This is a genomic window from Pseudonocardia kunmingensis, assembly GCF_006716445.1.
Taxonomy (GTDB): Bacteria; Actinomycetota; Actinomycetes; order Mycobacteriales; family Pseudonocardiaceae; genus Pseudonocardia; species Pseudonocardia kunmingensis.
In genome coordinates, this window is the sequence record NZ_VFPA01000003.1 from 355,042 (window position 1) to 375,410 (window position 20,369).

20 protein-coding genes are annotated in these 20,369 nt (G+C 74.2%); 15 read left to right on the plus strand and 5 right to left on the minus strand.

Going from position 1 to position 20,369, the window contains the following annotated elements; all coding sequences use genetic code 11:
* The first annotated feature begins 1,021 nt into the window (after window positions 1-1,021).
* The 10 genes from FB558_RS24615 (at window position 1,022) to FB558_RS24660 (ending at window position 10,867) form a co-directional block, all read left to right on the plus strand.
* Window positions 1,022-1,738 (plus strand): YwaF family protein, encoded by a 717-nt coding sequence (locus tag FB558_RS24615; protein WP_142057288.1) that lies wholly within the window; start codon window positions 1,022-1,024, stop codon window positions 1,736-1,738.
* A 119-nt stretch (window positions 1,739-1,857) separates the two neighbouring features.
* Window positions 1,858-3,405, plus strand: a complete 1,548-nt coding sequence (locus FB558_RS24620; protein WP_211366819.1) for an ABC transporter substrate-binding protein — start codon at window positions 1,858-1,860, stop codon at window positions 3,403-3,405.
* Window positions 3,402-4,370 (plus strand): ABC transporter permease, encoded by a 969-nt coding sequence (locus tag FB558_RS24625; protein ID WP_142057292.1) that lies wholly within the window; start codon window positions 3,402-3,404, stop codon window positions 4,368-4,370. Before FB558_RS24620 ends, FB558_RS24625 begins: the two co-directional genes overlap by 4 nt.
* On the plus strand, window positions 4,367-5,251 hold the full coding sequence (locus FB558_RS24630) for an ABC transporter permease (RefSeq protein ID WP_142057294.1): 885 nt from the start codon (window positions 4,367-4,369) through the stop codon (window positions 5,249-5,251). The genes FB558_RS24625 and FB558_RS24630 overlap by 4 nt, the downstream gene beginning before the upstream one ends.
* On the plus strand, window positions 5,248-6,168 hold the full coding sequence (gene murQ, locus FB558_RS24635) for an N-acetylmuramic acid 6-phosphate etherase (RefSeq protein WP_142057296.1): 921 nt from the start codon (window positions 5,248-5,250) through the stop codon (window positions 6,166-6,168). The genes FB558_RS24630 and murQ overlap by 4 nt, the downstream gene beginning before the upstream one ends.
* Window positions 6,165-7,346, plus strand: a complete 1,182-nt coding sequence (locus FB558_RS24640) for an anhydro-N-acetylmuramic acid kinase (RefSeq protein ID WP_142057298.1) — start codon at window positions 6,165-6,167, stop codon at window positions 7,344-7,346. Before murQ ends, FB558_RS24640 begins: the two co-directional genes overlap by 4 nt.
* Entirely contained in the window at window positions 7,343-8,353 is a 1,011-nt protein-coding gene (locus tag FB558_RS24645) for an ABC transporter ATP-binding protein (protein ID WP_211366820.1), read from the plus strand. The genes FB558_RS24640 and FB558_RS24645 overlap by 4 nt, the downstream gene beginning before the upstream one ends.
* Window positions 8,353-9,324 (plus strand): ABC transporter ATP-binding protein, encoded by a 972-nt coding sequence (locus tag FB558_RS24650; protein ID WP_142057300.1) that lies wholly within the window; start codon window positions 8,353-8,355, stop codon window positions 9,322-9,324. The genes FB558_RS24645 and FB558_RS24650 overlap by 1 nt, the downstream gene beginning before the upstream one ends.
* Window positions 9,321-9,773 carry a GNAT family N-acetyltransferase gene (locus FB558_RS24655; RefSeq protein ID WP_142057302.1) on the plus strand — a complete coding sequence of 151 codons (453 nt, stop codon included), beginning with the start codon at window positions 9,321-9,323 and terminating at the stop codon, window positions 9,771-9,773. The genes FB558_RS24650 and FB558_RS24655 overlap by 4 nt, the downstream gene beginning before the upstream one ends.
* Entirely contained in the window at window positions 9,770-10,867 is a 1,098-nt protein-coding gene (locus FB558_RS24660) for a serine hydrolase domain-containing protein (protein WP_142057304.1), read from the plus strand. Before FB558_RS24655 ends, FB558_RS24660 begins: the two co-directional genes overlap by 4 nt.
* 18 nt (window positions 10,868-10,885) lie before the next feature.
* Here the strand turns inward: FB558_RS24660 and FB558_RS24665 are convergent, their stop codons facing one another.
* The 3 genes from FB558_RS24665 to FB558_RS44030 all read right to left on the minus strand — a co-directional run bounded on the left by FB558_RS24665 (window position 10,886) and on the right by FB558_RS44030 (window position 12,957).
* Window positions 10,886-11,389, minus strand: a complete 504-nt coding sequence (locus FB558_RS24665; protein ID WP_142057306.1) for a hypothetical protein — start codon at window positions 11,387-11,389, stop codon at window positions 10,886-10,888.
* 182 nt (window positions 11,390-11,571) lie between these two features.
* On the minus strand, window positions 11,572-12,624 hold the full coding sequence (locus FB558_RS24670) for an aldo/keto reductase (protein WP_246106726.1): 1,053 nt from the start codon (window positions 12,622-12,624) through the stop codon (window positions 11,572-11,574).
* Between the two features lie 87 nt (window positions 12,625-12,711).
* The gene (locus FB558_RS44030; RefSeq protein WP_211366924.1) at window positions 12,712-12,957 is read right to left on the minus strand and encodes a hypothetical protein; all 246 of its coding nucleotides are present in this window, start codon (window positions 12,955-12,957) and stop codon (window positions 12,712-12,714) included.
* Between the two features lie 11 nt (window positions 12,958-12,968).
* Here FB558_RS44030 and FB558_RS44035 point away from each other — a divergent pair, with 11 nt between their 5' ends.
* From FB558_RS44035 to FB558_RS24695, 4 genes are all read left to right on the plus strand, one after another.
* Entirely contained in the window at window positions 12,969-13,580 is a 612-nt protein-coding gene (locus tag FB558_RS44035) for an enolase C-terminal domain-like protein (RefSeq protein ID WP_211366821.1), read from the plus strand.
* Window positions 13,577-14,455, plus strand: coding sequence for an MBL fold metallo-hydrolase (locus FB558_RS24685; protein WP_142057310.1), 879 nt, complete (start codon window positions 13,577-13,579; stop codon window positions 14,453-14,455). Before FB558_RS44035 ends, FB558_RS24685 begins: the two co-directional genes overlap by 4 nt.
* A 54-nt stretch (window positions 14,456-14,509) precedes the next feature.
* On the plus strand, window positions 14,510-15,541 hold the full coding sequence (locus tag FB558_RS24690) for an alcohol dehydrogenase catalytic domain-containing protein (RefSeq protein WP_142057312.1): 1,032 nt from the start codon (window positions 14,510-14,512) through the stop codon (window positions 15,539-15,541).
* A gap of 79 nt (window positions 15,542-15,620) precedes the next feature.
* Complete coding sequence (locus tag FB558_RS24695; RefSeq protein ID WP_142057314.1) at window positions 15,621-16,850, plus strand: ROK family transcriptional regulator; 1,230 nt, start codon at window positions 15,621-15,623, stop codon at window positions 16,848-16,850.
* Window positions 16,851-16,859: 9 nt separating this feature from the next.
* On the opposite strand, the gene FB558_RS24700 is transcribed toward FB558_RS24695, so the two are convergent.
* A complete protein-coding gene (locus FB558_RS24700; protein ID WP_142057316.1) occupies window positions 16,860-17,732 on the minus strand; it encodes an NAD-dependent epimerase/dehydratase family protein in 873 nt (290 codons plus the stop codon).
* A 261-nt stretch (window positions 17,733-17,993) separates the two neighbouring features.
* On the minus strand, window positions 17,994-19,034 hold the full coding sequence (locus FB558_RS24705; RefSeq protein WP_211366822.1) for an RCC1 domain-containing protein: 1,041 nt from the start codon (window positions 19,032-19,034) through the stop codon (window positions 17,994-17,996).
* Between the two features lie 121 nt (window positions 19,035-19,155).
* Here FB558_RS24705 and FB558_RS24710 point away from each other — a divergent pair, with 121 nt between their 5' ends.
* Window positions 19,156-19,704 carry an anthrone oxygenase family protein gene (locus FB558_RS24710; RefSeq protein ID WP_211366823.1) on the plus strand — a complete coding sequence of 183 codons (549 nt, stop codon included), beginning with the start codon at window positions 19,156-19,158 and terminating at the stop codon, window positions 19,702-19,704.
* Window positions 19,705-20,369: the final 665 nt, after the last annotated feature.

The window sequence follows — 20,369 nt, forward strand, 5'->3', positions numbered from 1 at the left end:
GGTGCGGCGGCCAGGAGCGTTCACCGGGCCATGCCCGACGCCGACGCCCCCCGTCCGCGCCCGCGCACCCCGTCGACGGGTCGCGCGGGACGAATCGGGGGGCGTGCCCGGACACGGGGGGCGTGAGCACGCCCGACCGGGCGCCGTGGTGGCGCCCCGTGCGGCGGGTTGGCGTGGGCGCGCCGTTCCCGACTCGAGACCGCTGCCCCACCCCCCGTTCCAGGCCTCACTTGCAGTCACCCCGGCGCCCTACCCACCCCCGGTGGCGAGAGTGGCCGGGTGGGCACAACCACCGAGTGACGTGGCCGCCCTGACGGCTGTCCCCGACATGGCCCCGGCCGGTCCACGACGAGACCGTCCCCGCCGGGTGCCACTCCACCGGCTGTGGTGCCGTTCCCGAACCCCTTCGACACGGTCCTGCCCGACACCAGCAGATCACCCGGGCGCCCGACCTCATGATCAGCAAGTCGGTGCGTTCCCGTGTTGAAAACGCCCGTTATTGCGCCGACACCTCGATCATGACCACCCAGGCCCCCCGAACAGCCGATGATCAGCTGTCAGGGGTGCAACGGGACCACAGCAAGGTGCGCACCCACCCAGCAGCGACGGACTCGTCCCGAACAGGCCTGGGCCATGCCGGGAACGGCCGCCCGGCCGGCCACAACACCCGGTAGTTCACCCAACCCGGCCACTCACCAACGGGAGAGGACAGGGCAAGGCGCCGACTGCGGCGAAGACCCGGGCCGAGGCGGGAACCAGCGGCCTCGAGCCGGGAACGGCCCGCCCACAGGAGATCCCACGACGACATCGACACCATGGGTCTGAACACGCGGCCGAAGACCCATGACGTCGACCGCGTCACGCACAGGCCGTTCCGCGGCACGCGCAACCGGCCATGATCAGCAGAAGTGGTGGGAGCGCGACAAATCTGTCGCCGTGACACCATTCCTGGCGATCACCCGCGCCTCGAGGCATGATCGGAGCCGCCGGAATCGCGGGGTCGACGCACTAGCCTGGCCCGGTGGAGCCGCAGCGCTCGTTCGCCGCCTACGGCGCGTCCCACTGGCTGGTGCTGGCCCTGTTGGCCGTGGGCGTGGTGGTCCTCGCCCGGCTCGGGAGCCGGTACCGGGGCGGGCCCGCGGTCGCGCCTCTCGGCCGCGCGTTCGCCGTGGTCGTGGTCGCCTTCCACGTCCCGATCCTGATCTACGATCTGACGCCCGCACGGTTCGACGTCGAGCACTCGTTGCCGTTCCACATCTCCGACCTCTCGTGGATGGCGGCCGCGGTGGCGTTGTGGTCGCGGGGGCGGCGGGCCTACGCGCTGACCTACTACTGGGGGCTCACACTGGTCCCGCAGGCGGTGCTCACACCGGCCCTGGACGCGCCCGCGGCCCCGAGCATCGACTTCTTCAGCTTCTGGGGCCAGCACCTGCTCGTGGTGTGGGCGGCCGTGTTCCTGACCTGGTGGGCGGGGATGCGGCCGGACTGGCGCAGCTTCGCCTACGCCGCCGCGGTCACCGTGGGATGGGGCGTGGCGATGCTCGGGTTCAACGCGCTGGCCGGCACGAACTACGTGTTCGTCAGCGGCAGGCCGGACAACCCCTCGCTCCTGGACATCATGGGGGAATGGCCCTGGTACCTGGCCGTCGAACTCGTGGTCGGGCTGTCGGCCTGGGCCCTGCTGACCTGGCCGTGGACCCGCTCGCGCGAGAGCCGGAACGCGTCACCGTCGTCGTGAAAGTTTGTTACGGATGAGAGCCCAGCCCGGAAACTCTTGACCTTCGCGTGCCGCTGTGGTCCTGTTGCCGCCGACAGCAGCGGGATGCGGGTGCGGAGGGTGCGACGATGCTTCGGAACGTGACGGCGAGCCGGCGGGGGGTGCGGCTCGGCGCGTTCGCGGTGGCGGGGGCGGTGCTGCTCAGCGCGTGTTCCGGCTCCGGCGGCGCACCGGCCGGCGGCGAGGCGGCGGGCCCGGGCGGGCTCGTCGTGGGCGCCACCTCCGACCCCGACACGCTCTTCCCCTGGAAGGCCACCCAGTTCCAGGCCGTCAACGTCCTGGAACAGCTCTACGGCACCCTCACCGAGCTGGACGAGAACCTCGAGGTCGTGCCGGGGCTCGCGGAGTCGTGGCAGGTGTCCGAGGACGGCACCACGCTCACCCTGGCGCTGCGCCAGGGCGTCACGTTCGCCGACGGCAGCGCCTTCGACTCCGCCGACGTGAAGTCCTCGCTCGACCGGATCCGGGACGAGGCGACGGGCGCGGTCGCGGCCGCGAGCCTCGCCTCGGTCACCGCCGTGGAGGCGCCCGACCCCGCCACCGTCGTGCTCACCCTGTCCGGCCCGGACGCCGGCATCCTGGCCGCGCTGGCGACGGTGAACCTCGCGATGCTCTCCAGCGAGGACTCCGAGCAGACGCTCGCCGACACCCCCAACGGCACCGGCGCGTTCACGTTCGCCGAGCGCTCGCCGAACGAGTCGATCCGGCTCACCGCGAACCCGTCGTTCTGGGGCGGGGCGCCCGCGCTGTCGTCGCTGGAGTTCCGGGTGATCCCGGACGAGACGTCGATCGTCTCGGCGCTGCAGTCGGGGAACGTGCAGTTCGCGGTGTTCGACGACCCGCTGGTGGCGCAGAGCGCGGAGGCCACCGGCGTGCAGGTCGCGAAGACGCCGCAGCTCTCGTACCACGCCCTGCAGTTCAACGCCCGCAAAGCGCCCTTCGACGACGTGAACGTGCGGCTGGCGGTCCAGTGCGCCGTCGACCGCCAGCAGGTGCTCGACACCGCCGCGCTCGGCGAGGGCGAGGTGACCGGGCCGATCACCTCCCCGGCCTACCGCTCCGACCCGGCGGCGCGCCCGTGCCCGCAGCGCGACGTCGCGAAGGCGAAGCAGTACCTGGCGCAGTCCGGTCACGCGGGCGGGCTGACGATCTCGACGATCGTCTCGCAGGGCGAGTACGCCACGTCGGTCAACGAGGCCACCAACATCCAGGCGCAGCTGGCCGAGGCCGGCATCACGGTGAACCTGGAGGTGCTGGAGTCCGGCGCCTTCGTCGACCGCTGGGTGGCCGCGGACTTCCAGAGCGCCGTGGCGCTCAACGGCGGCCGGCCGGACCCGGACGGCATGTACGGGCGCTACTTCACCAGCACCGGCAACCTGAACGACGTCGCCGGCTACAGCTCCCCCACCCTCGACGCGCTGTTCGCCCAGGGCAAGGCGACGTCCGACCCCGCGGCGCGCAAGGCGGTCTACGAGCAGGTGTCGGCGGAGCTGGAGAACAACGCCGCCTGGGTGTGGCTGTTCACCAGCTTCACCTACACCGCGACGACGCCCGAGGTCAGCGGCTTCACTCCGATGGCCAACGGCTCGCTGAAGTTCCTGCGCGAGACCACCGTCAGCGGGTCATGACCGCGGTCCTCAGGCACCCGCTGGCCCGCCGGATCCTGGAGGCCGCGCTCACCCTGCTCGGCGTGGCAGTCCTGGTCTTCGTGATGCTCCGGGCGATCCCCGGCGACCAGATCACGGCGAGCCTCGGCACCGAGGCCGCCGCGCTCACCCCCGCGCAGCGCGCCGCGCTGGAGGCCTACTACGGGCTCGACCAGCCCCTGGTGGTGCAGTTCTTCACCTGGATCGGTGCCGTGCTCACGGGCAACCTGGGCGCGTCGCAGCGCAGCGGGCAGTCGGTGCTGGAGATGACCGCGGCGGCGCTGCCGATCACGCTCGAGCTGGCGGTACTCTCGCTGGTCGTCGGGCTGGTCCTCGGGGTCGCCGCGGCCATGCTGTCCGCGTCGCGCCCGAACTCCGCGCGTGACGCCGTCGGCCAGACGTTCGGGCTTGCCGGGCTGTCGATCCCCGCGTTCCTGCTGGGCTCGGCGCTGCTCGCGGCCTCGGCGCGGTTCCTCGGCTACAACCCCAACGCCGAGCAGTTCGCGCCGCTGACGAGCGACCCGGCGCTCAACCTCCAGCAGATGCTGATGCCCGCGCTGGTGCTCGGGTTCGGGCTCGCCGCGCCGATCATGCGCACGGCCCGCTCGGCGCTGCTGGAGGTGCGGGGCCAGGACTTCGTGCGCACCGCGCGCGGCAAGGGCGTGGGACCGCGGGCGATCCAGTTCCGGCACGTGCTGCGCGGCGCGCTCGTGCCGATCGTGACGATGACGGGCCTGCAGTTCGGCTACCTGCTCGGCGGGGCCGTCGTCGTCGAGCAGATCTTCTCCGTGCCGGGCATCGGGCGTCAGGTGCTGCTCGGGATCCAGCAGAAGGAGTACGCCGTCGTGCAGAGCACGGTGCTGGTCATCGCGTTGACGTTCGTGCTGGTCAACCTGGCGACGGACCTGCTGTACCGGCTGATCGACCCGCGGGTGCGTGCGTCATGACCGCCGTCGCCACCGACGCCCCGGTCGCCGTCCCCCCGGGCAGGCGCGGCCTGCTGCGGCGGACGCTCGCGAGCCGCAGCGGGCTCGTCGGGGCCGTCCTCGTCGCGCTCGTGGTGCTCGCCGCGCTGGCCGCCGCCACCGGCGCGCTGCCGTTCGACGCCATCTCCCAGAACCCCGCCGACCGGCTGCAGGGCCCGTCGGGCACGCACTGGTTCGGCACCGACCAGTTCGGCCGCGACGTGTTCGCCCGCTCCGCGGCGGGCGCGGCGAACTCGCTGCTCATCGCCGTGGTGGCGGTCGCGATCGCGACGGTCGTCGGCACCGTCGCCGGGGTGCTCGCCGGCTTCTTCGGCGGGTGGTCGGGCCGCTCGATCCTCGGGGTGACCAACGTGCTGTTCGCGTTCCCGCCGCTGCTGCTGGCGCTGGCGCTGGCCTCGGCGTTCGAGCGCACCTGGCTGACGGTGGCGATCGCCATCGCGATCGTCTACACGCCGATCTTCGTGCGGGTGACGCGCGGGCCGGTCCTGTCGCTGCGGGAGGCCGACTTCGTGCGCGCGGCCACCGTGCTCGGCTTCTCCCCGCTGCGCACGCTGGCCCGCCACGTCCTGCCCAACATCGCGCCGATCGTGATCGTGCAGATCACGCTGTCGCTGTCCTGGGCGGTGCTCACCGAGGCGTCGCTGAGCTTCCTCGGCCTGGGCACCCCTCCCCCGGCCCCGTCGCTGGGCTCGATGGTCCTGGAGGCCCGGGTGCTGGTGAACGTCGCGTGGTGGACCATGGCCGCCCCCGGCGCCGTGATCGTCGCGCTGGTGGTGGGGCTGAACCTCCTCGGCGACGGCGTGCGCGACGCGCTCGACCCGAAGAACGGAGACCGCAGGTGACCGAGCTCGCGAACGGGGAGGGCCTCGGCGGGCTCGTCACCGAACGGGCCGATCCGCGCTTCGCCACCATCGACACGGCGAGCGTCGCCGAGCTCGCCGCGCTGATGAACGAGGCCGACGCCGAGGTGCCCGCGGCCGTACGCGCCGCGCTGCCGCAGATCGTGCCGGCGATCGAGGCCGTGGCCGAGCGGGTGCGCGCGGGCGGGCGGCTGCTCTACGTCGGAGCGGGAACGCCCGGCCGCATCGGGGTGCTCGACGCCTCGGAGTGCCCGCCGACGTTCGGGACGCCCCCCGAGCTGGTCCGCGGGATCATCGCGGGCGGCCGGGACGCCGTGTTCGCCGCCCAGGAGGGCGTGGAGGACGACGAGGACGCCGGGCGCGCGTCGATCACGGGCGAGGACGTCGGCCCGCTCGACTCCGTGGTGGGACTCGCGGCCAGCGGCCGCACCCCCTTCGTCGTGGCCGCCGTCGCGGTGTCGCGCGAGCGCGGCGCCCTGACCGTCGGGCTGTCCTGCAACACCGGCACCCCGCTGAGCGCCGCGGCCGAGCACGCGATCGAGGTGCCGGTGGGCGGCGAGGTCGTCGCCGGGTCCACCCGGCTCAAGGCGGGCACCGCGCAGAAGCTGGTGCTCAACATGTTCTCGACGATCGTGATGGTCCGGCTCGGCAAGACCTACGGGAACCTCATGGTCGACCTGAACGCCTCCAACGCGAAGCTGCGGGAGCGGGCGATCCGGATGGTCGCCACGATCACGGGCGAGCCCCAGGATCGTGCCGCGGCGGCACTGGAGGCCTCGGACATGCAGGTGAAGCTCGCGATCCTGCGCCTGCACAGCGGGCTCGACGAGGAGCGGGCCACAGCGCGCCTCGCAGCCGTGGACGGGCGCCTGCGGGCGGCGATGGAGGGAGAGCGGTGAAGGTCCTCGGCATGATCTCCGGGACGTCGCACGACGGGATCGACGCCGCCGTGGTCGACTTCCGGATCCGCGGCGACGCGCTGCACGGGCAGGTCGAGGCCACCTCGAGCACCCCCTACGACCCGGCGCTGCGCGCGCGGATCCTCGCCGCGCTGCCACCGGCCGCCACGACGCTGGCCGAGGTGTGCGAGCTGGACACGCTCATCGGGCAGGCGTTCGCCGACGCGGCGGAGAAGACGGCGGCGGCCGCGCCCGTCGACGCGGTGTGCTCGCACGGGCAGACCGTCTTCCACTGGGTGGCCCGCGGGCACGCGCTCGGCACGCTGCAGCTGGGGCAGCCCGCGTGGATCGCCGAGCGGCTCGGCGTGCCCGTCGTCGCCGACGTCCGGATCCGCGACATCGCGGTCGGCGGCCACGGGGCGCCGCTGGTGTCCTACCTCGACACCCTGCTGCTCGGCGCGCTGCCAGGGCGGCCCGCCGCGCTGAACCTCGGCGGCATCGCCAACATGACCGTGCCCGGCGCGACCGGCGGGCCGCTGGCATGGGACATCGGCCCGGCGAACGCCCTGGTCGACGCGGCCGTGCTGCGCACCGGCGCGCACCCAGCGGGTTACGACGCCGACGGCGCGCTCGCCGCGCGCGGCCGGGTCGACGAGGTCCTGCTCGCCGACCTGCTAGCCGAGCCCTACTACCGGCTGCCCGCCCCGAAGAGCACCGGCAAGGAGCTGTTCCACGACGGCTACCTGACCGCCGCGCTCGCCCGGCACGCCCGTGCCGTCGAGCCGGTCGACCTGATCGCCACGCTCATCGCGCTCACCGCGCAGACGGTGGCCGACGCGGTGCGCGCCGCCGGCGTCGACACCCTCGTCGTCTCCGGCGGCGGGTGCGCGAACCCCACGATGATGCGCATGCTCGCCGACCGCATCCCCGGCGTGCGCCTCGCGACCTCCGCCGAGCTCGGCGCGCCGCCGTCGGACAAGGAGGCGATCGCGTTCGCGCTGATCGGCTGGCAGACGCTGCACGGGCTCCCGGCGACGCTGCCCACGGCCACCGGCGCGTCCGCGCCCCGCGTGCTCGGCGCGATCACCCCCGGCGCCGGACCGCTGCGCCTGCCGGACCCGCTGACCGGCCCGCCCGCGTCGCTGCGGCTGACCGTCGCCGAGGGGGTCGCGGGGTGAGGACGGAGCCGACGACCGCCGCGGCGGTCCCGACGACGGGGGACGCCCCCGTGCTCGAGGTCCGCGACCTGGCCGTGGCCGCGGGCCGCCGCCGTCCCGTCGAGATCGTGCACGGCATCGACCTCACGCTGAGCCGTGGCGAGACCGTCGGGGTCGTCGGGGAGAGCGGGTCGGGCAAGTCCGTCACGATGCTGGCCCTGATGCGGCTGCTCGGCGACCCGCTGCACATCAGCCGCGGACGCGTGCAGTTCCAGGGCCGCGACCTCGCCGGCTTGAGCGAGCCGGAGATGCGCGCGCTGCGGGGACGCGAGATCGCGATGGTCTACCAGGACCCGATGACGTCGTTGAACCCCTTCATGCGCGTGGGCGACCAGGTCGGGGAGGCCCTGCGCGTGCACGGCGTCGACGCCGACGCGGCCAGGGCGCGCACGCTGGAGCTGTTCACGCGGGTCGGGATCCCCGACCCGCAGCGCACGAGCCGCTCCTACCCGCACGAGTTCTCGGGTGGAATGCGGCAGCGCGTGGTCATCGCGATGGCGCTCGCCCTGCGCCCCACCCTCCTGATCGCCGACGAGCCCACCACCGCGCTCGACGTCACCATCCAGCAGCAGATCCTCGCGCTCGTCGCCGAGCTGCAGCGCGAGATGGGCATGACCACGATCTGGGTCACCCACGACCTGGGCGTGGTCGCGCGGCTGGTCGAGCGGGTGGTCGTGATGTACGGCGGGCACGTCGTGGAGGACGCGCCGGTGCGGCAGGTCTTCGCCGCACCGCAGCACCCCTACACCGAGCGGCTGCTGGCGTCGCTGCCCAACCCGGCCGACGACGCCCGTCCCCCGCTCGCCCAGATCCCCGGCAGGCCGCCGCTGCCCACCGAGCACGTGCAGGGGTGCGCCTTCCGGCCCCGCTGCCCCCAGGCCCGCGACGTCTGCCGGGAGCAGCCGCCACTGCTGGAACGTGCGGCCGGGCGCGCCGCGTGCTGGGTGGCTCCCGAGGAGTGGACGTGATGCTCGAGGCCACTGACCTGGTCAAACGCTTCCCGGTGCGCGACTCGGACGCCGTCGTGCACGCCCTCAACGGGGTGTCGCTGACCCTGGACGCCGGCGAGACGCTGGGCATCGTCGGCGAGTCCGGCTGCGGGAAGTCGACGCTCGCGAAGGTGCTGGTGCGCCTGGAGGACCCGACGTCCGGGCGCGTCGTGCTCGACGGCGTCGACCTCACGGCGCTGCGGGGCCGGAAGCTGCGCGAGCAGCGGCGGCGGATCCAGATGGTCTTCCAGGACCCGTACTCCTCGCTCGACCCGCGCCAGTCGGTGGGCGGCGCGCTCGAGGAGGTGCTCGCCGTCCACCGCATCGGCGCCACCGCGCGCGACCGCACCCGACGCGTCGGCGAGCTGCTCGACCTCGTCGGGCTCTCGCAGGCCTTCGCCCAGCGGCTGCCGCACGAGATGTCCGGCGGGCAGCGCCAGCGCGTCGGCATCGCCCGTGCCCTCGCCGTGGCGCCGCGCGTCCTGCTGCTGGACGAGCCGGTGTCCGCCCTGGACGTCTCCGTGCGCGCCGAGGTGATGAACCTGCTGGTGCACCTGCGTGCCGAGCTGCAGCTGGCCTACGTCTTCATCAGCCACGACGTGGCGATGGTCCGCCAGATCAGCGACCGCGTCGCCGTCATGTACTTCGGGCGGGTCGTCGAGGACGGCGGGTGGAAGGACGTGCTGGACCACCCGCTGCACCCCTACACGGCCGGGCTGCGCGGCGCGGTCCCCGTGCCGGACCCGACGCTGGCCCAGCCGCTCGCGGCCACCGTCGTCGGCGAGGTGCCCAACCCCGTCTCCCCGCCGTCGGGCTGCCCGTTCCACCCGCGCTGCCCAGTGGCAGAGGACGTCTGCCGCGCCGACCTCCCGCTGCTGGGCGAGATCCGCCCCGGGCACCGGGCGGCCTGCCACGTGGCAGCGGCCGCGTCGCTGCCGGCCATCCTGTGATCCGGGCGGCCCGAGCGGAGGACCTCGACCCGGTCGTCGACGTGTTCCTCGCCTGCTGGACGACGAGCTACGCCGCGTTCGACCCGCCCGCGATGGACCGCGACCGCGCCACCGCGCTGTGGCGGGCCGCGCTCGCGGGATCGGCGGCGTTCGTCGCCGACGACGGCGCCGTCGTCGGGGTCGCCCGCTGCTCGGTGGCCGACGCGCGGGTCGAGAGCCTCTACGTCCACCCGCGCGCCCAGGGCGGCGGGCTGGGAGCGCGGTTGCTGGAGGCGTGCCTGGGCCACCTGCGGGAGGCCGGGGCGGGCACCGCCGCGCTGTGGGTGTTCGCGCCGAACGCTCCGGCCCGCGCGTTCTACGAGCGGCAGGGGTGGCGGCCGACCGGGCGCGAGCGCGTCGAGGCGGAGTACGGCGTGCCGGAGATCGAGCTCGAGCGGGCGCTCGCATGATCGGCCTCTCCGAGGTCGTGCGCGGGATCGTCGCCCCACCCGGCCCGCCCGGGGCCTGCCTCGCGGTGCGGGCGCCCGGCGTCGACGCGGTCGCGGTGACGGGGCACCGGCAGGTGTCCGGCGTGCCCGAGCCGCTCCCGATGACCGTCGCCACCAGCCACGACCTCGCGTCCGTGACGAAGGTGGCCGCCACGACGACGGCACTGCTGGCGCTCGCCTCCTCACGCGAGCTCGACCTGGCCGACCCCGTTCGCCGGTTCCTGCCGGGCGTCGGCCCGATGACGCTCGACGACCTGCTGCTGCACCGCGCAGGGCTGTGGGAGTGGTGGCCGACGTACTGCGACGTCGGCGGCCCGGAGGAGGGCGCCGCGCTGGTGCGGGAGCTGCCCCTGCGCTATCCGCCCCGCACCGGGCGGCACTACTCCGACCTGGGGTTCATGCTGCTCGGGCAGGTCGTCGAAGCGGCCGCGGGTGCGTCGCTGCCTGCGGCCGTGACCGAGCTGGTGCTCGACGCGGCGGGCACGGAGCGCACCGCGTTCGCGGCGCCGGTGGGCGCCGAGGTCGCGGCGGGCGGGCTGGGCGACACGATCGAGAAGGAGATGCTCGACACCGGCTCCCCCTACCCGGTGCCGCGCTCGGGCGCCGACTTCGCCGGCTGGCGCGACCACGTCCTGGTCGGCGAGGTCGACGACGGCAACGCGTTCCACACGTTCGGCGGGGTGTCCGGGCACGCCGGGCTGTTCTCCGACGTCGAGGACCTGCTGCGGATCGGCGGCGCGCTGTGCCGCAGCACGTCCGGGGACGGCCCCTGGGACGCGGCGGCGACGGCGGCGTTCCTGGCCTGCGGGCCCGACCCGGGCCAGTCGCGCGGGTTCCGCTCGTGGCCGACGACGGCCGGTGGCTGCACCACCACGGCGTTCGGCCACCCGGGCTTCACCGGCACGACGATCGCCGTGCTGCCGCGGCACGGGGCGACCGTCGTGCTGGCGACGAACCGGCTGCACGTCAGCGGGCCGCCGGTGCCGAACGAGATCCTGTGGCGGCCTGCGCTCGACGCCGCGCACGCACTGCTGCACGCGCAGGCACCCGCCTGATCCGACGGGACCCGCGGATCAGAGGCCGACGGCCTGGAGGCACCCGGCGAGGAAGGCCAGGATGCTGCTGAGCACCCCGCCACCCGCGGGCGGAGCGGCCGCGCCCGGGGAGCCAGGGGCCGGGGCGGTGGCACTCGCGCCGGTGGCGGCGGTGCCGCCACCGGTGGCCGCGCTGCCGGTGCCCGCGCTGCTGGTGCTCGCGCTGCTGGTGCCTGCGCTGCGGGACGACCCGCTGGTCGCCGCGGCGCCACCCGTGCCACCGGCCGCCCCGCCGCCGGACGCGGCTGCGCCACCCTGCTGGATGAGCCGGCACAGCATGTCGAGCGGACCCGCTGCCGTCGAGGAGTCGCTCCCACCGGAGCCGGAGCCCGCCGCGGAATCGCTGCACCCACTGCCCTGCTGGGTCCCCACGGTGCCGGCCACGGCCGGCCCGGCGGGCGCCGCGACGGCGGTCCCCGACCCGACGAACAGGGCCGCCAGCACCACCGCGGACCCACCCGCGAAGCGCACCACTCGCCTCATGTCCCACCCCCGTCGCCCCACGTGCCCGTCGCCCCACCCCACGTGATCACCGCAACGGTACCGCCGCAGATCCGGGCCGGGCAACGCAGCGGCCACGGAGGCGAGCCGGACCGCACAGACCGGATGGAGGCCGCACACAGCGCCGGGCACGTGTGCGGCCTCCACCGGATGTGTGTCGTCGATCAGGAGAGCGGTGCGCCCGAGTCCGCCAGCGTGTAGCGCAGGCGGGGGCGGTTCATCTTCAGCTGGTGCCAGTACGGGTAGGGCAGCGGGCGGGCGCTCACCTCGTCCAGCCGGGCCACCTCCTCGGCGGTGAGCTCCCAGGACGCCGCGTCGAGGTTGTCCTCGAGCTGCTCCGGCGTGCGGGCCCCGATGATCACCGATGTGACGCCGGGGCGGCGCAGCAGCCAGTTGATCGCGACCTGCGCGATGCTCGTGCCACGCTCGCGCGCGATCCCGTCGAGCACGTCGACGACGTCGAAGCCCTGCTCGGCGTCCATCGTGCCGGTGTCGCCGGTGGTCTCGCGGCGGCTGCCCGCGGGCGGCGCCTCGCCCCGGCGCTGCTTGCCCGTGAGGAAGCCGCCCGCGAGCGGGCTCCAGACGAGGACGCCGACGCCCTGGTCCTGGCACGCCGGCAGCAGCTCGTGCTCCAGCTCGCGGCCGACGAGGCTGTAGTAGGCCTGCAGCGAGACGTACCGCTCGACCCCGCGCCGCTCGGACGTCGACAGCGCCTTCACCAGGTGCCACGCCGAGTAGTTCGAGCAGCCGATGTAGCGCACCTTGCCCTGGCGCACCAGGTCGTCGAGCGCGCTCAGGGTCTCCTCCATCGGCGTCCGCTCGTCGACCGAGTGCACCTGGTAGAGGTCGATCCAGTCGGTACCGAGCCGCCGCAGGCTCGCCTCGCACGCCGCGATGATGTGGTGGCGGGACTGGCCGCGGTCGTTCACGCCCTCGCCCATCGGGCCGTTGAGCTTCGTGGCGACGAGGGCGTCCTGGCGGCGCTTGCCCAGTGCCTGCCCGAGGATCTCCTCCGACAGCCCCTGCGAGTAGACGTCGGCGGTGTCGAAGAAGTCGACGCCCCGCTCAAGGCACATGTCGACCATGCGCGTCGCCTCGTCGACCTGCACCTGCCCCATCGGGGCGTGCCTGCCCGCGCCGCCGAAGGTCATGGTCCCCATGGTCAGGACGGGCACCTGCAGTCCGCTGGCGCCCAGGAACCTGGTCTCGATGCTCATCAGGCCTCTCCTGTTCGTCCCGGCCCGAACCGGCGGACGCCGATCGGCCGGGTCCTGCTCGGAACGAGCACTGTCAGTTCGGGGTGATCACGTTCGACGAGCGCGACCGCGCGCGAGGGATGGCCGGGGTTGCCCTCGAACATGTCCCACCCGCACCCGGTCACGCACCTTGCCGCCCAGCAGCTTGTACACCGGCAGCCCCGCGGCCTTACCCGCCACGTCCCACAACGCGATCTCGATCGCCGACACCGCCGCACCCCACGGCTTGAACCCGGCGAACCGCCGGATCTTCAGCAGACACCGCTCCACGTCGGTGGGATCCTCACCGACCAGGAAGTCCCGGTATGGAGGTGCTCGGGGACGAGGTGGGGCTGGCGCTGGATGCCGGGCCGGGGTTCACCGTGTCCGACTCCATCCGGTTGTTGCGGGCGTTGGAGCCGCTGAACCTGATGTGGGTGGAGGACCTGCTGACCGGTGACTACGTGCCGTGGGTGCACGCCGAGCAGTACCGGGAGGTGACGGTCGCGACGAGCACGCCGACGCATACCGGCGAGCAGGTCTACCTGCGGCAGAACTTCAAGGACCTGGTCTCGACGCAGGCGGTGCGGGTGGTCGGGCCGGATCCGTGTGACGTGGGTGGGATCGCGGAGTTGAAGTGGGTGGCCGAGTACGCGGACCTGCACGGGGTGCAGATCGCCCCGCACGGGGTGTTGGACGGGGTGTTCGGGCTGGCGGCGCTGGTGCAGGTGTGTGCGACGTTGCCGGACAACTTCATCGCGTTCGAGTACCCGGTGGCGCGCCCGGAGTGGTGGTACTCGATCGTGACGGGGCTGCCGGAGCGGATCGTGGTGGACGGGTTCGTCGAGGTGTGGGACCGGCCGGGGCTGGGGGTCGAGTTCGACCGGGAGGCCGCGAAGGCCCACCTGCGCCCCGGCGACGAGGAGTTCTTCGCATGACCCGGGCCTGGTCCTTCGCCGACGCCGCGGCGGCGCCGCTCCCCGACGGCGAGGTGCTGCTGTGGTGGCTGGGGCAGGCCGGGTTCCTGCTCCGTGGGGGCGGCGCGACGGTGCTGGTCGATCCCTACCTGACCCCGACGGGGGCGCGGCGGTTCCCGCCGCCGTTCGCGGCGGCCGATGCGGCGGGCGTCGACGCGGTGCTGGTGACCCACGAGCACGGCGACCACCTCGACGTCGACGTGGCCCGCGCCTTCGCCGAGGCGGCGTCGACCGCGAGGTGGGTGGTGCCGGAGCCGGTGGTCGAGCGGCTCGTCTCGCTCGGGATCCGGCGGGACCTCGTCGAACCCGCCCGGCCGGGCAGGCCGCTCACCGTCGGTGCGGTGCGGGTCGACCCGCTGCCCGCCCACCACGGCATCGACATGGCGGACGCCTACGGCACCGGTGCGGAGGGCCCGGGCGGGCCTGCGCGCTTCCTCGGCTACGTCCTCGACCTCGCCGGCACGCGGGTCTACCACTCGGGGGACTGCATCGACTACGCCGGGCTCGGCGACGAGCTCACCCGGCTGGGCGTGCACGTCGTGCTGCTGCCGATCAACGGCAGGGACGCCGAGCGGGAGGCCCGCAACATCGTCGGCAACATGTCCGCGGAGGAGGCGGTCGACCTCGCCGCCCGCGCGGGTGCCGAGGTCCTCGTCCCCATGCACATCTCCACCACCGGGCGCATGTACGGCTTGGACGACTCGATCTCACCGAACCCGTCGACCCCCTCGTCGGTCACGATCCGCACGATCGGGCTGTCACCGATCACCGCGCACCTCAGGTCGACGATCCGCATCCGCTCGCTCCTCCGCATCGAGACCTTCAGCCTATGTTAAGTTCAGATACAAAACTAGTCGACCGACCGCTCGGGTACGAGAGGAGATCTCCACGTGCGTGCGCTGAGCGTCCGACGTCGCGGAGACGCCGGCGAGCTCGTCCTCGGTGACGTCCCCGAGCCGCTGCTCGAGGACGGGGAGATCCTCGTCGAGGCGGTGGCGGTCGGCGTCTGCGGTACCGACCGCGAGATCGTCGCGGCCGGGCCGCGGCGCCCACCCGAGGGCCGCGACGCGCTCGTCGTCGGCCACGAGTCGTTGGGCCGGGTCCTGGAGGCGCCTGCGACCGCAGGGGTGGCGCCCGGGGATCTCGTCGTGGGCATCGTCCGCCGCCCGGACCCGGTCCCCTGCCCGTTCTGCGCGACGGGCCGGTTCGACCTCTGCGAGAACGGCCGGTACACCGAGCGCGGCATCCTCGGCCGCGACGGGTTCGCCTCCGAACGCTTCCGGCTGGAGCCCGAGTACGCGGTCCGGGTCGATCCCGCCCTCGGCCTGGCCGGCGTGCTCGTCGAGCCCGCCAGCGTGGTCGCGAAGGCGTGGGAGCAGCTGGACCACGCCGCGCGCCGCCCCCCGCGCCGCGCGCTGGTGCTGGGCGCCGGGCCGATCGGCCTGCTCGCCGCCCTGCTCGGCACGCAGCGCGGGCTGGAGGTCCACGTGGTGGACCGCGTGGCGCACGGACCCAAGCGGCGGCAGGCAGAGGCCCTGGGCGCGATCTACCACACCTCCACCGACCAGCTCGACGGCGTGTTCGACGCCGTCGTGGAATGCTGCGGCGCCCTCGTGGCCGAGGCGGTCGCGCGCACCGCGCCCGGCGGGGCGGCCTGCCTGGTCGGCGTGGGCGACATCCGCTCGGCGGGAACCGTGGACCTGGCCGCGCTGACCCGGGACCTGGTCTCCGGGAACAAGATCGTGATGGGCACGGTCAACTCGAACCGCTGCCACTTCGAGGCGGGTCACGACGCCCTCCGCCGGGCCGGGGCCGCGTGGGCGGGCGGCCTGCTCACCGGCCAGGTCGGGCTGGAAGCCTGGTCCGGGGCGTTCGCGAGCGACCCCGGCGGGATCAAGTCGGTCATCCGCATCGGCTCATGACACCGCTCCACCCCGCAGGCAGCGGGGCGCGCCGCTGTGCGACAGTCGCCTCTCGGACCCGTTCGCAGGGGTGAGCGCCATGGGTGTGGGCACGGGACGCGACACGATCAGCGTCCGCCGGCACAACCTGCGTACGGTGCTGCGCCACCTGCACCTGTCCGGGCCCAGCACGAGGGTCGAGCTCGGCAGGGTCACGGGGCTGACCCGCAGCGCGGTCGGCGACCTGGTCGCCGAGCTGATCGCGCGGGAGCTGGTCAGGGAGTCCGACTCGGAGGCGTCCGGCGGCAGGCGCGGCCGCCCGTCCCTGCTCGTCGCTCCCCGCGACGACAGGGCCCGCGTCCTGGCCGTCAACATCCGCGCCGACACCTTGCGCGCCGCGCTCGTGAGCCTCGGCGGCACCGTGTCCGAGGTCGGCGAGGTGCCCCACGACCACGTCCCCGGCGACCCGGGCGCCGGCCTCGACCAGCTCGCGAACCTGGTCCGCGACCGGCTCGACGCGCTCGCCGCGCCGCCGCTCGCGGTGGGCATCTCCGTTCCCGGCCTGGTGCGGGCCACGGACGGCTCCGTCGCGCTCGCGCCGCTCCTGGGCTGGCGCGACCTCCCGCTGGTGGCGGAGCTGCGCAGGCGCGTCGACGTGGACGTCCCGGTGGTGACCGCCAACGAGAGCAACCTCTCCGCACTCGCCGAGCACCTGCGCGGGGCAGGCCGCGATCACGACCACATGATCTACCTGCACGCCGAGCTCGGGGTCGGCGGCGGCTTCGTCGTGGACGGCAAGCTCCTGCTGGGCGGCCACCCCGGCTACGGCGGCGAAGTCGGGCACATGGTGGTCGATCCCGGGGGGCTGCCCTGCCACTGCGGCGGTCACGGCTGCTGGGAGACCCAGGTGGGAGCGGACGCGGTGCTCCGGCACGCCGGGATCACGGTCGAGGGCGCCTCCGGGCGCCGCACCGCGCTCGCCGAGCTGCTGGCCCGCGCGGACGACCACGACCCGCAGGCCCAGGCGGCGCTGGCGGCACTCGTGCGCCCGCTCGGCGCGGGCATCGCCACCCTGATCTCGCTGTTCAACCCGGAGCGGATCATCCTCAGCGGCCTGTTCGCCCACCTCCTGCGGCATTTCGAACCCGAGCTGCGGGACGCCGTCGAGTACCACCGCCCCGCGCTGTCGAACCGGTCGACGGACGTCGTCCCCGCCCAGCTCGGAGGGGCGGCGCCGCTGCTGGGCGCGGCCGAGGCGGCCATCGACGCCTTCCTCGACGCCTTCGCGACGACCCGGACGGGACATCATCTTCGCGAGGGTGCGCTCTGACGAACCCGGCTACGGGGCCGTCGCCGCCGCGCCCGCCCGCTCGGCGTCGGACACCGCGGGGTGCTCGTCGCGGGCGTCCCAGCCGAGCACCGCGCGCCCGGCCGCCGTCGCGTAGAAGCCTGCGTCCCCCGGCATCTGCTCGGTCCGCGGCACGTCCGGGTACCAGCGCCGGGCCAGCTCCTGCGACGGGGTGGCACTGGCGGTCCTGGCCGCCACGATGTTGCAGACCGCGTGGCCGGGTGAGCGGCGGTGCAGCGCGAGCAGGCAGGCCGCGGCGGCGGAGTCGAGCGACGTCCAGCCCCACAGCTCACCGCGGCGCCGCTCGTCGTCGCACCGCGCACGGGCCTCGGCGTGCTCCTCGCACAGCGCGTGCAGCCGCAGCGCCGTGAACGCGACGTCCGGTCTGCGGCGGGCGAAGGCGGCGGACTGCTGCTCGAGGATCCACTTCGAGAGGCTGTAGGAGTCCTCGCAGTACGACGCGTGCTCCTCGGTCACCGGGAAGGCGTCGTAGCGCGCCGCGGCGCTGAACACGCCCCCGATCGCGTTGATGCTCGACGCGAGGCACACCGCGCCCGCACCGTGCTCCTCGGCCGCAACCAGGACGTGGTGCGTGCCGTCCACGTTCGTGCGGGTGACCAGCGGCTCCGGGTAGCGCGGGTGGATCAGCGCCCCGAGGTGGACCACGCCCTGCGCCCCGGCGAGCGCGGCGCGCACCTGCTCGAGATCGGTCACGTCCGCCGGCCGCCACTCCACGCCGTCGACCTGCTCCCCGGCGACCGCGGCCGGCAGGTCCACGGCGATCACCTCGTGACCGGCGCCGACGGCACGGGTGACGACCCGCTGACCGAGCCGGCCCGCCGCGCCCGTGACCGCGATACGCATTCCTCAGCTCCCCGCGGTGATCGTTGCCGGTCTCGCCCTCCAAATTAGGTTGAGTCCGTCTACAGAACAACGGTCGTCGTGGCGGACGGCGCGGTGATGACGACGGCGCGGCGAGGAGCGCGTGGCTCCCGGAGACGGCCAGGACCGGGCCGGGCAGCGGGATCCGCACCGGCGTGAGCGCCGCGCCCGCGGTGTAGCGGCCGATGGGGCCTGCGGACCCCCACGCCCAGAGGCCACCGTCGGCGTCGACGGCGTAGCCGGTCAGGCCGGCGGCCCCGATCCACCGCGCGGGCGGCAGGCCCGCGACCCGAGCGGGTACGGCGGCGACGTGGCCGTCCGCCCGCCCGTCGCCGAGCGCGCCCGCCGCCCCGCGACCCCAGGCCCACACTCCCCCGTGCCGGTCCCGCGCGTAGGCGACGTCCGACCCGCCGGCGACCTGGACGACGTCACGAGCCCGGCCACCGCGACCGGCCTGCCGGTCTGCCCGCCGGTGGGGCTCACGCCGAGCAGGCCGTGCGCGTTGTCGCCCCACGCGCAGACGCCGCCCCCGGCGGTCGCAGCCACCACGGCGCCTCCGACGGACGCGAGCGAGACGACACCGGAGACACCCCTGATGCCCGTCACCGAGGTGTCGGCGCGCTCCCCCAGGACCTCGGTGATGGTGACGCCCCAGCCGGCGACGGTCCCGTCGACGCGCAGCGCGAGCGCGGTCAGGGCACCCGGGGCGATGCCGTGCACCCCCGTCAGGCCCTCGACCGGGATCGGCGACGCGACGTGGTCGCGGACGGTGTCGCGCTTCCCACCGTGGGCGAGCAGTCCTTCCCCCCATGCCAGCACCGTGCCGTCGGCGCGCACGGCGAACGCCGCCGAGCCGACGACGTGCACGGAACGCGCATCGGTGATCCCGGGCACCTGCTGCGGCGTGGGGACGGCGTGCCTGCTCAGGTCACCGTCACCGAGGCTGCCCTTGTGGCCGAGCCCGTAGGCCCAGACGGTGCCGTCGGCGCGGACCGCGTACGTCGTGAAACCCGAGCTCGCGAGCGACACGACGGCGCTCCACCCGGGCACCGCCTCCGGCTCGCCCTCCCCGATGTGCGCGCCGCCCGCGTCCGCCGCGAAGTGCGGCTTCCAGGCGTACACGGTGCCCGGCACCGGCTCGACGGGCTGGGGAGCACCGGCGCCGCCGCGGCACGGCGGCGCGAGGAGGACGGCCCGGTCGGCTGCGGTGCAGCCGGCGAGGCCGAGCACCACGGTCACCCCGGCGGCGGCCGCAGCGACGAGACGACGGCATGAGCGGGTCACAACGGGAAGCCTGCCCGCCGCACGCCCGCCGCGGATCCGTGGTTCCACGTGAGACGGGCGGGCATGCCGTCGAGCCTCTCGACGATGGGCGATCGCACCCCGATCCGATCGACTGGACGCCATGACGACGAACACGATCCCCGGGCTCCGGGAGGACACCGCGATGACGACGATCCGGGGCGCGGCGCTGTTCGCGGCCACCCTCACCACCGGGCTGTACGCCGGGCTGTTCTACACCTTCTCCGTCCCGGTCATGCCCGGACTGGGCCAGGTGGACGACGAGACGTTCGTGCGCGCCGTGCAGCAGATCAACCGGGCGGTCGAGAACGGGTGGTTCATGACGATCTTCCTCGGCGCGCCGGCCCTGGCCGCCCTGGCCGCGGTGCTGCGCCTGCGCCAGGGCCACCGACGGGCCTTGGCATGGACCGCCGCCGGGTTCGTGCTCGCCGCGACGGCGCAGATCATCACCTTCGTCGTCCACATCCCGCTGAACACCACGATCGACACGGCGGGCGACCCCGGCCGGATCGCCGACATCGCCGGCCTGCGCGCCGGCTTCGAGGCGGCCTGGACGCGGTGGAACCTCGCGAGGACCATCACGGCCACCGCCGCGTTCGCCTGCCTCATCCGCGCGGTGGCGGTGGACGGGCGGGGCCGCACCACCCCGTGATCCGCGGTTTCGGTTGTCCATGGTCGTGCGGACAGCGATGGGCAACCGATACTTCGAATCATGGCGGCCGCCGAAGTCGCGCATGCCCGAGGCAGCGCATGGACGTGGGCCGCTCCGGCGTCGACGCCGGGTTCTCGCTCCCCGGTGCGGTGCCGGTGGCGATCGCACCGGCCAGGAGCAGCCTGGTGGGCTGCGGTGGGCGGGCCGTTCCCGGCTCGAGACCAGCTGCCCCACCCCCGCGTCCAGGCATCACTCGCAGTTCGGTCCGGCGCCCTACCCGACCTCCGGTGGCGAGGGTGGCCCGGTTGGCACAACCACCGAATATCGTGGCCGCCCGGGCGGCCGTCCCCGACCTGGCCCCGGCCGGTCCAGGACGAGACCGTCGCTGCCGGGTGCCACTCATCCGGCTGTGGTGCCGTTCCCAACCCCTTCGAATCGGCCTTGATCAGCGATGCAGCGGCCTGAGCCGCACCCGTGCAGCGCATGTCCCGTTTCCGCCGATCAAGAGCGCCTGGACGGCCTCGGGCCGGTCCGATGATCACACGCAGGTGACGGAACGGGACCACAGCCAGGTGCCCACCCACCAGGCAGGGACGTTCTCGTCCAGACGGGCCTGGGCCATGTCGGGGACGGCCGCCCGGCCGGCCACGATATTCGGTAGTTGC

Coding starts and splice junctions, on each gene's coding strand:
- FB558_RS24700 (WP_142057316.1), bottom strand. CDS start 17,732: ATGCGTATCGCGGTCACGGGCGCGGCGGGCCGGCTCGGTCAGCGGGTC.
- FB558_RS24670 (WP_246106726.1), bottom strand. CDS start 12,624: ATGAGCATCGAGACCAGGTTCCTGGGCGCCAGCGGACTGCAGGTGCCC.
- FB558_RS24630 (WP_142057294.1), top strand. CDS start 4,367: ATGACCGCCGTCGCCACCGACGCCCCGGTCGCCGTCCCCCCGGGCAGG.
- FB558_RS24660 (WP_142057304.1), top strand. CDS start 9,770: ATGATCGGCCTCTCCGAGGTCGTGCGCGGGATCGTCGCCCCACCCGGC.
- FB558_RS24695 (WP_142057314.1), top strand. CDS start 15,621: ATGGGTGTGGGCACGGGACGCGACACGATCAGCGTCCGCCGGCACAAC.
- FB558_RS24665 (WP_142057306.1), bottom strand. CDS start 11,389: ATGAGGCGAGTGGTGCGCTTCGCGGGTGGGTCCGCGGTGGTGCTGGCG.
- FB558_RS44035 (WP_211366821.1), top strand. CDS start 12,969: ATGGAGGTGCTCGGGGACGAGGTGGGGCTGGCGCTGGATGCCGGGCCG.
- FB558_RS24625 (WP_142057292.1), top strand. CDS start 3,402: ATGACCGCGGTCCTCAGGCACCCGCTGGCCCGCCGGATCCTGGAGGCC.
- FB558_RS24710 (WP_211366823.1), top strand. CDS start 19,156: ATGACGACGAACACGATCCCCGGGCTCCGGGAGGACACCGCGATGACG.
- FB558_RS24650 (WP_142057300.1), top strand. CDS start 8,353: ATGCTCGAGGCCACTGACCTGGTCAAACGCTTCCCGGTGCGCGACTCG.
- FB558_RS24685 (WP_142057310.1), top strand. CDS start 13,577: ATGACCCGGGCCTGGTCCTTCGCCGACGCCGCGGCGGCGCCGCTCCCC.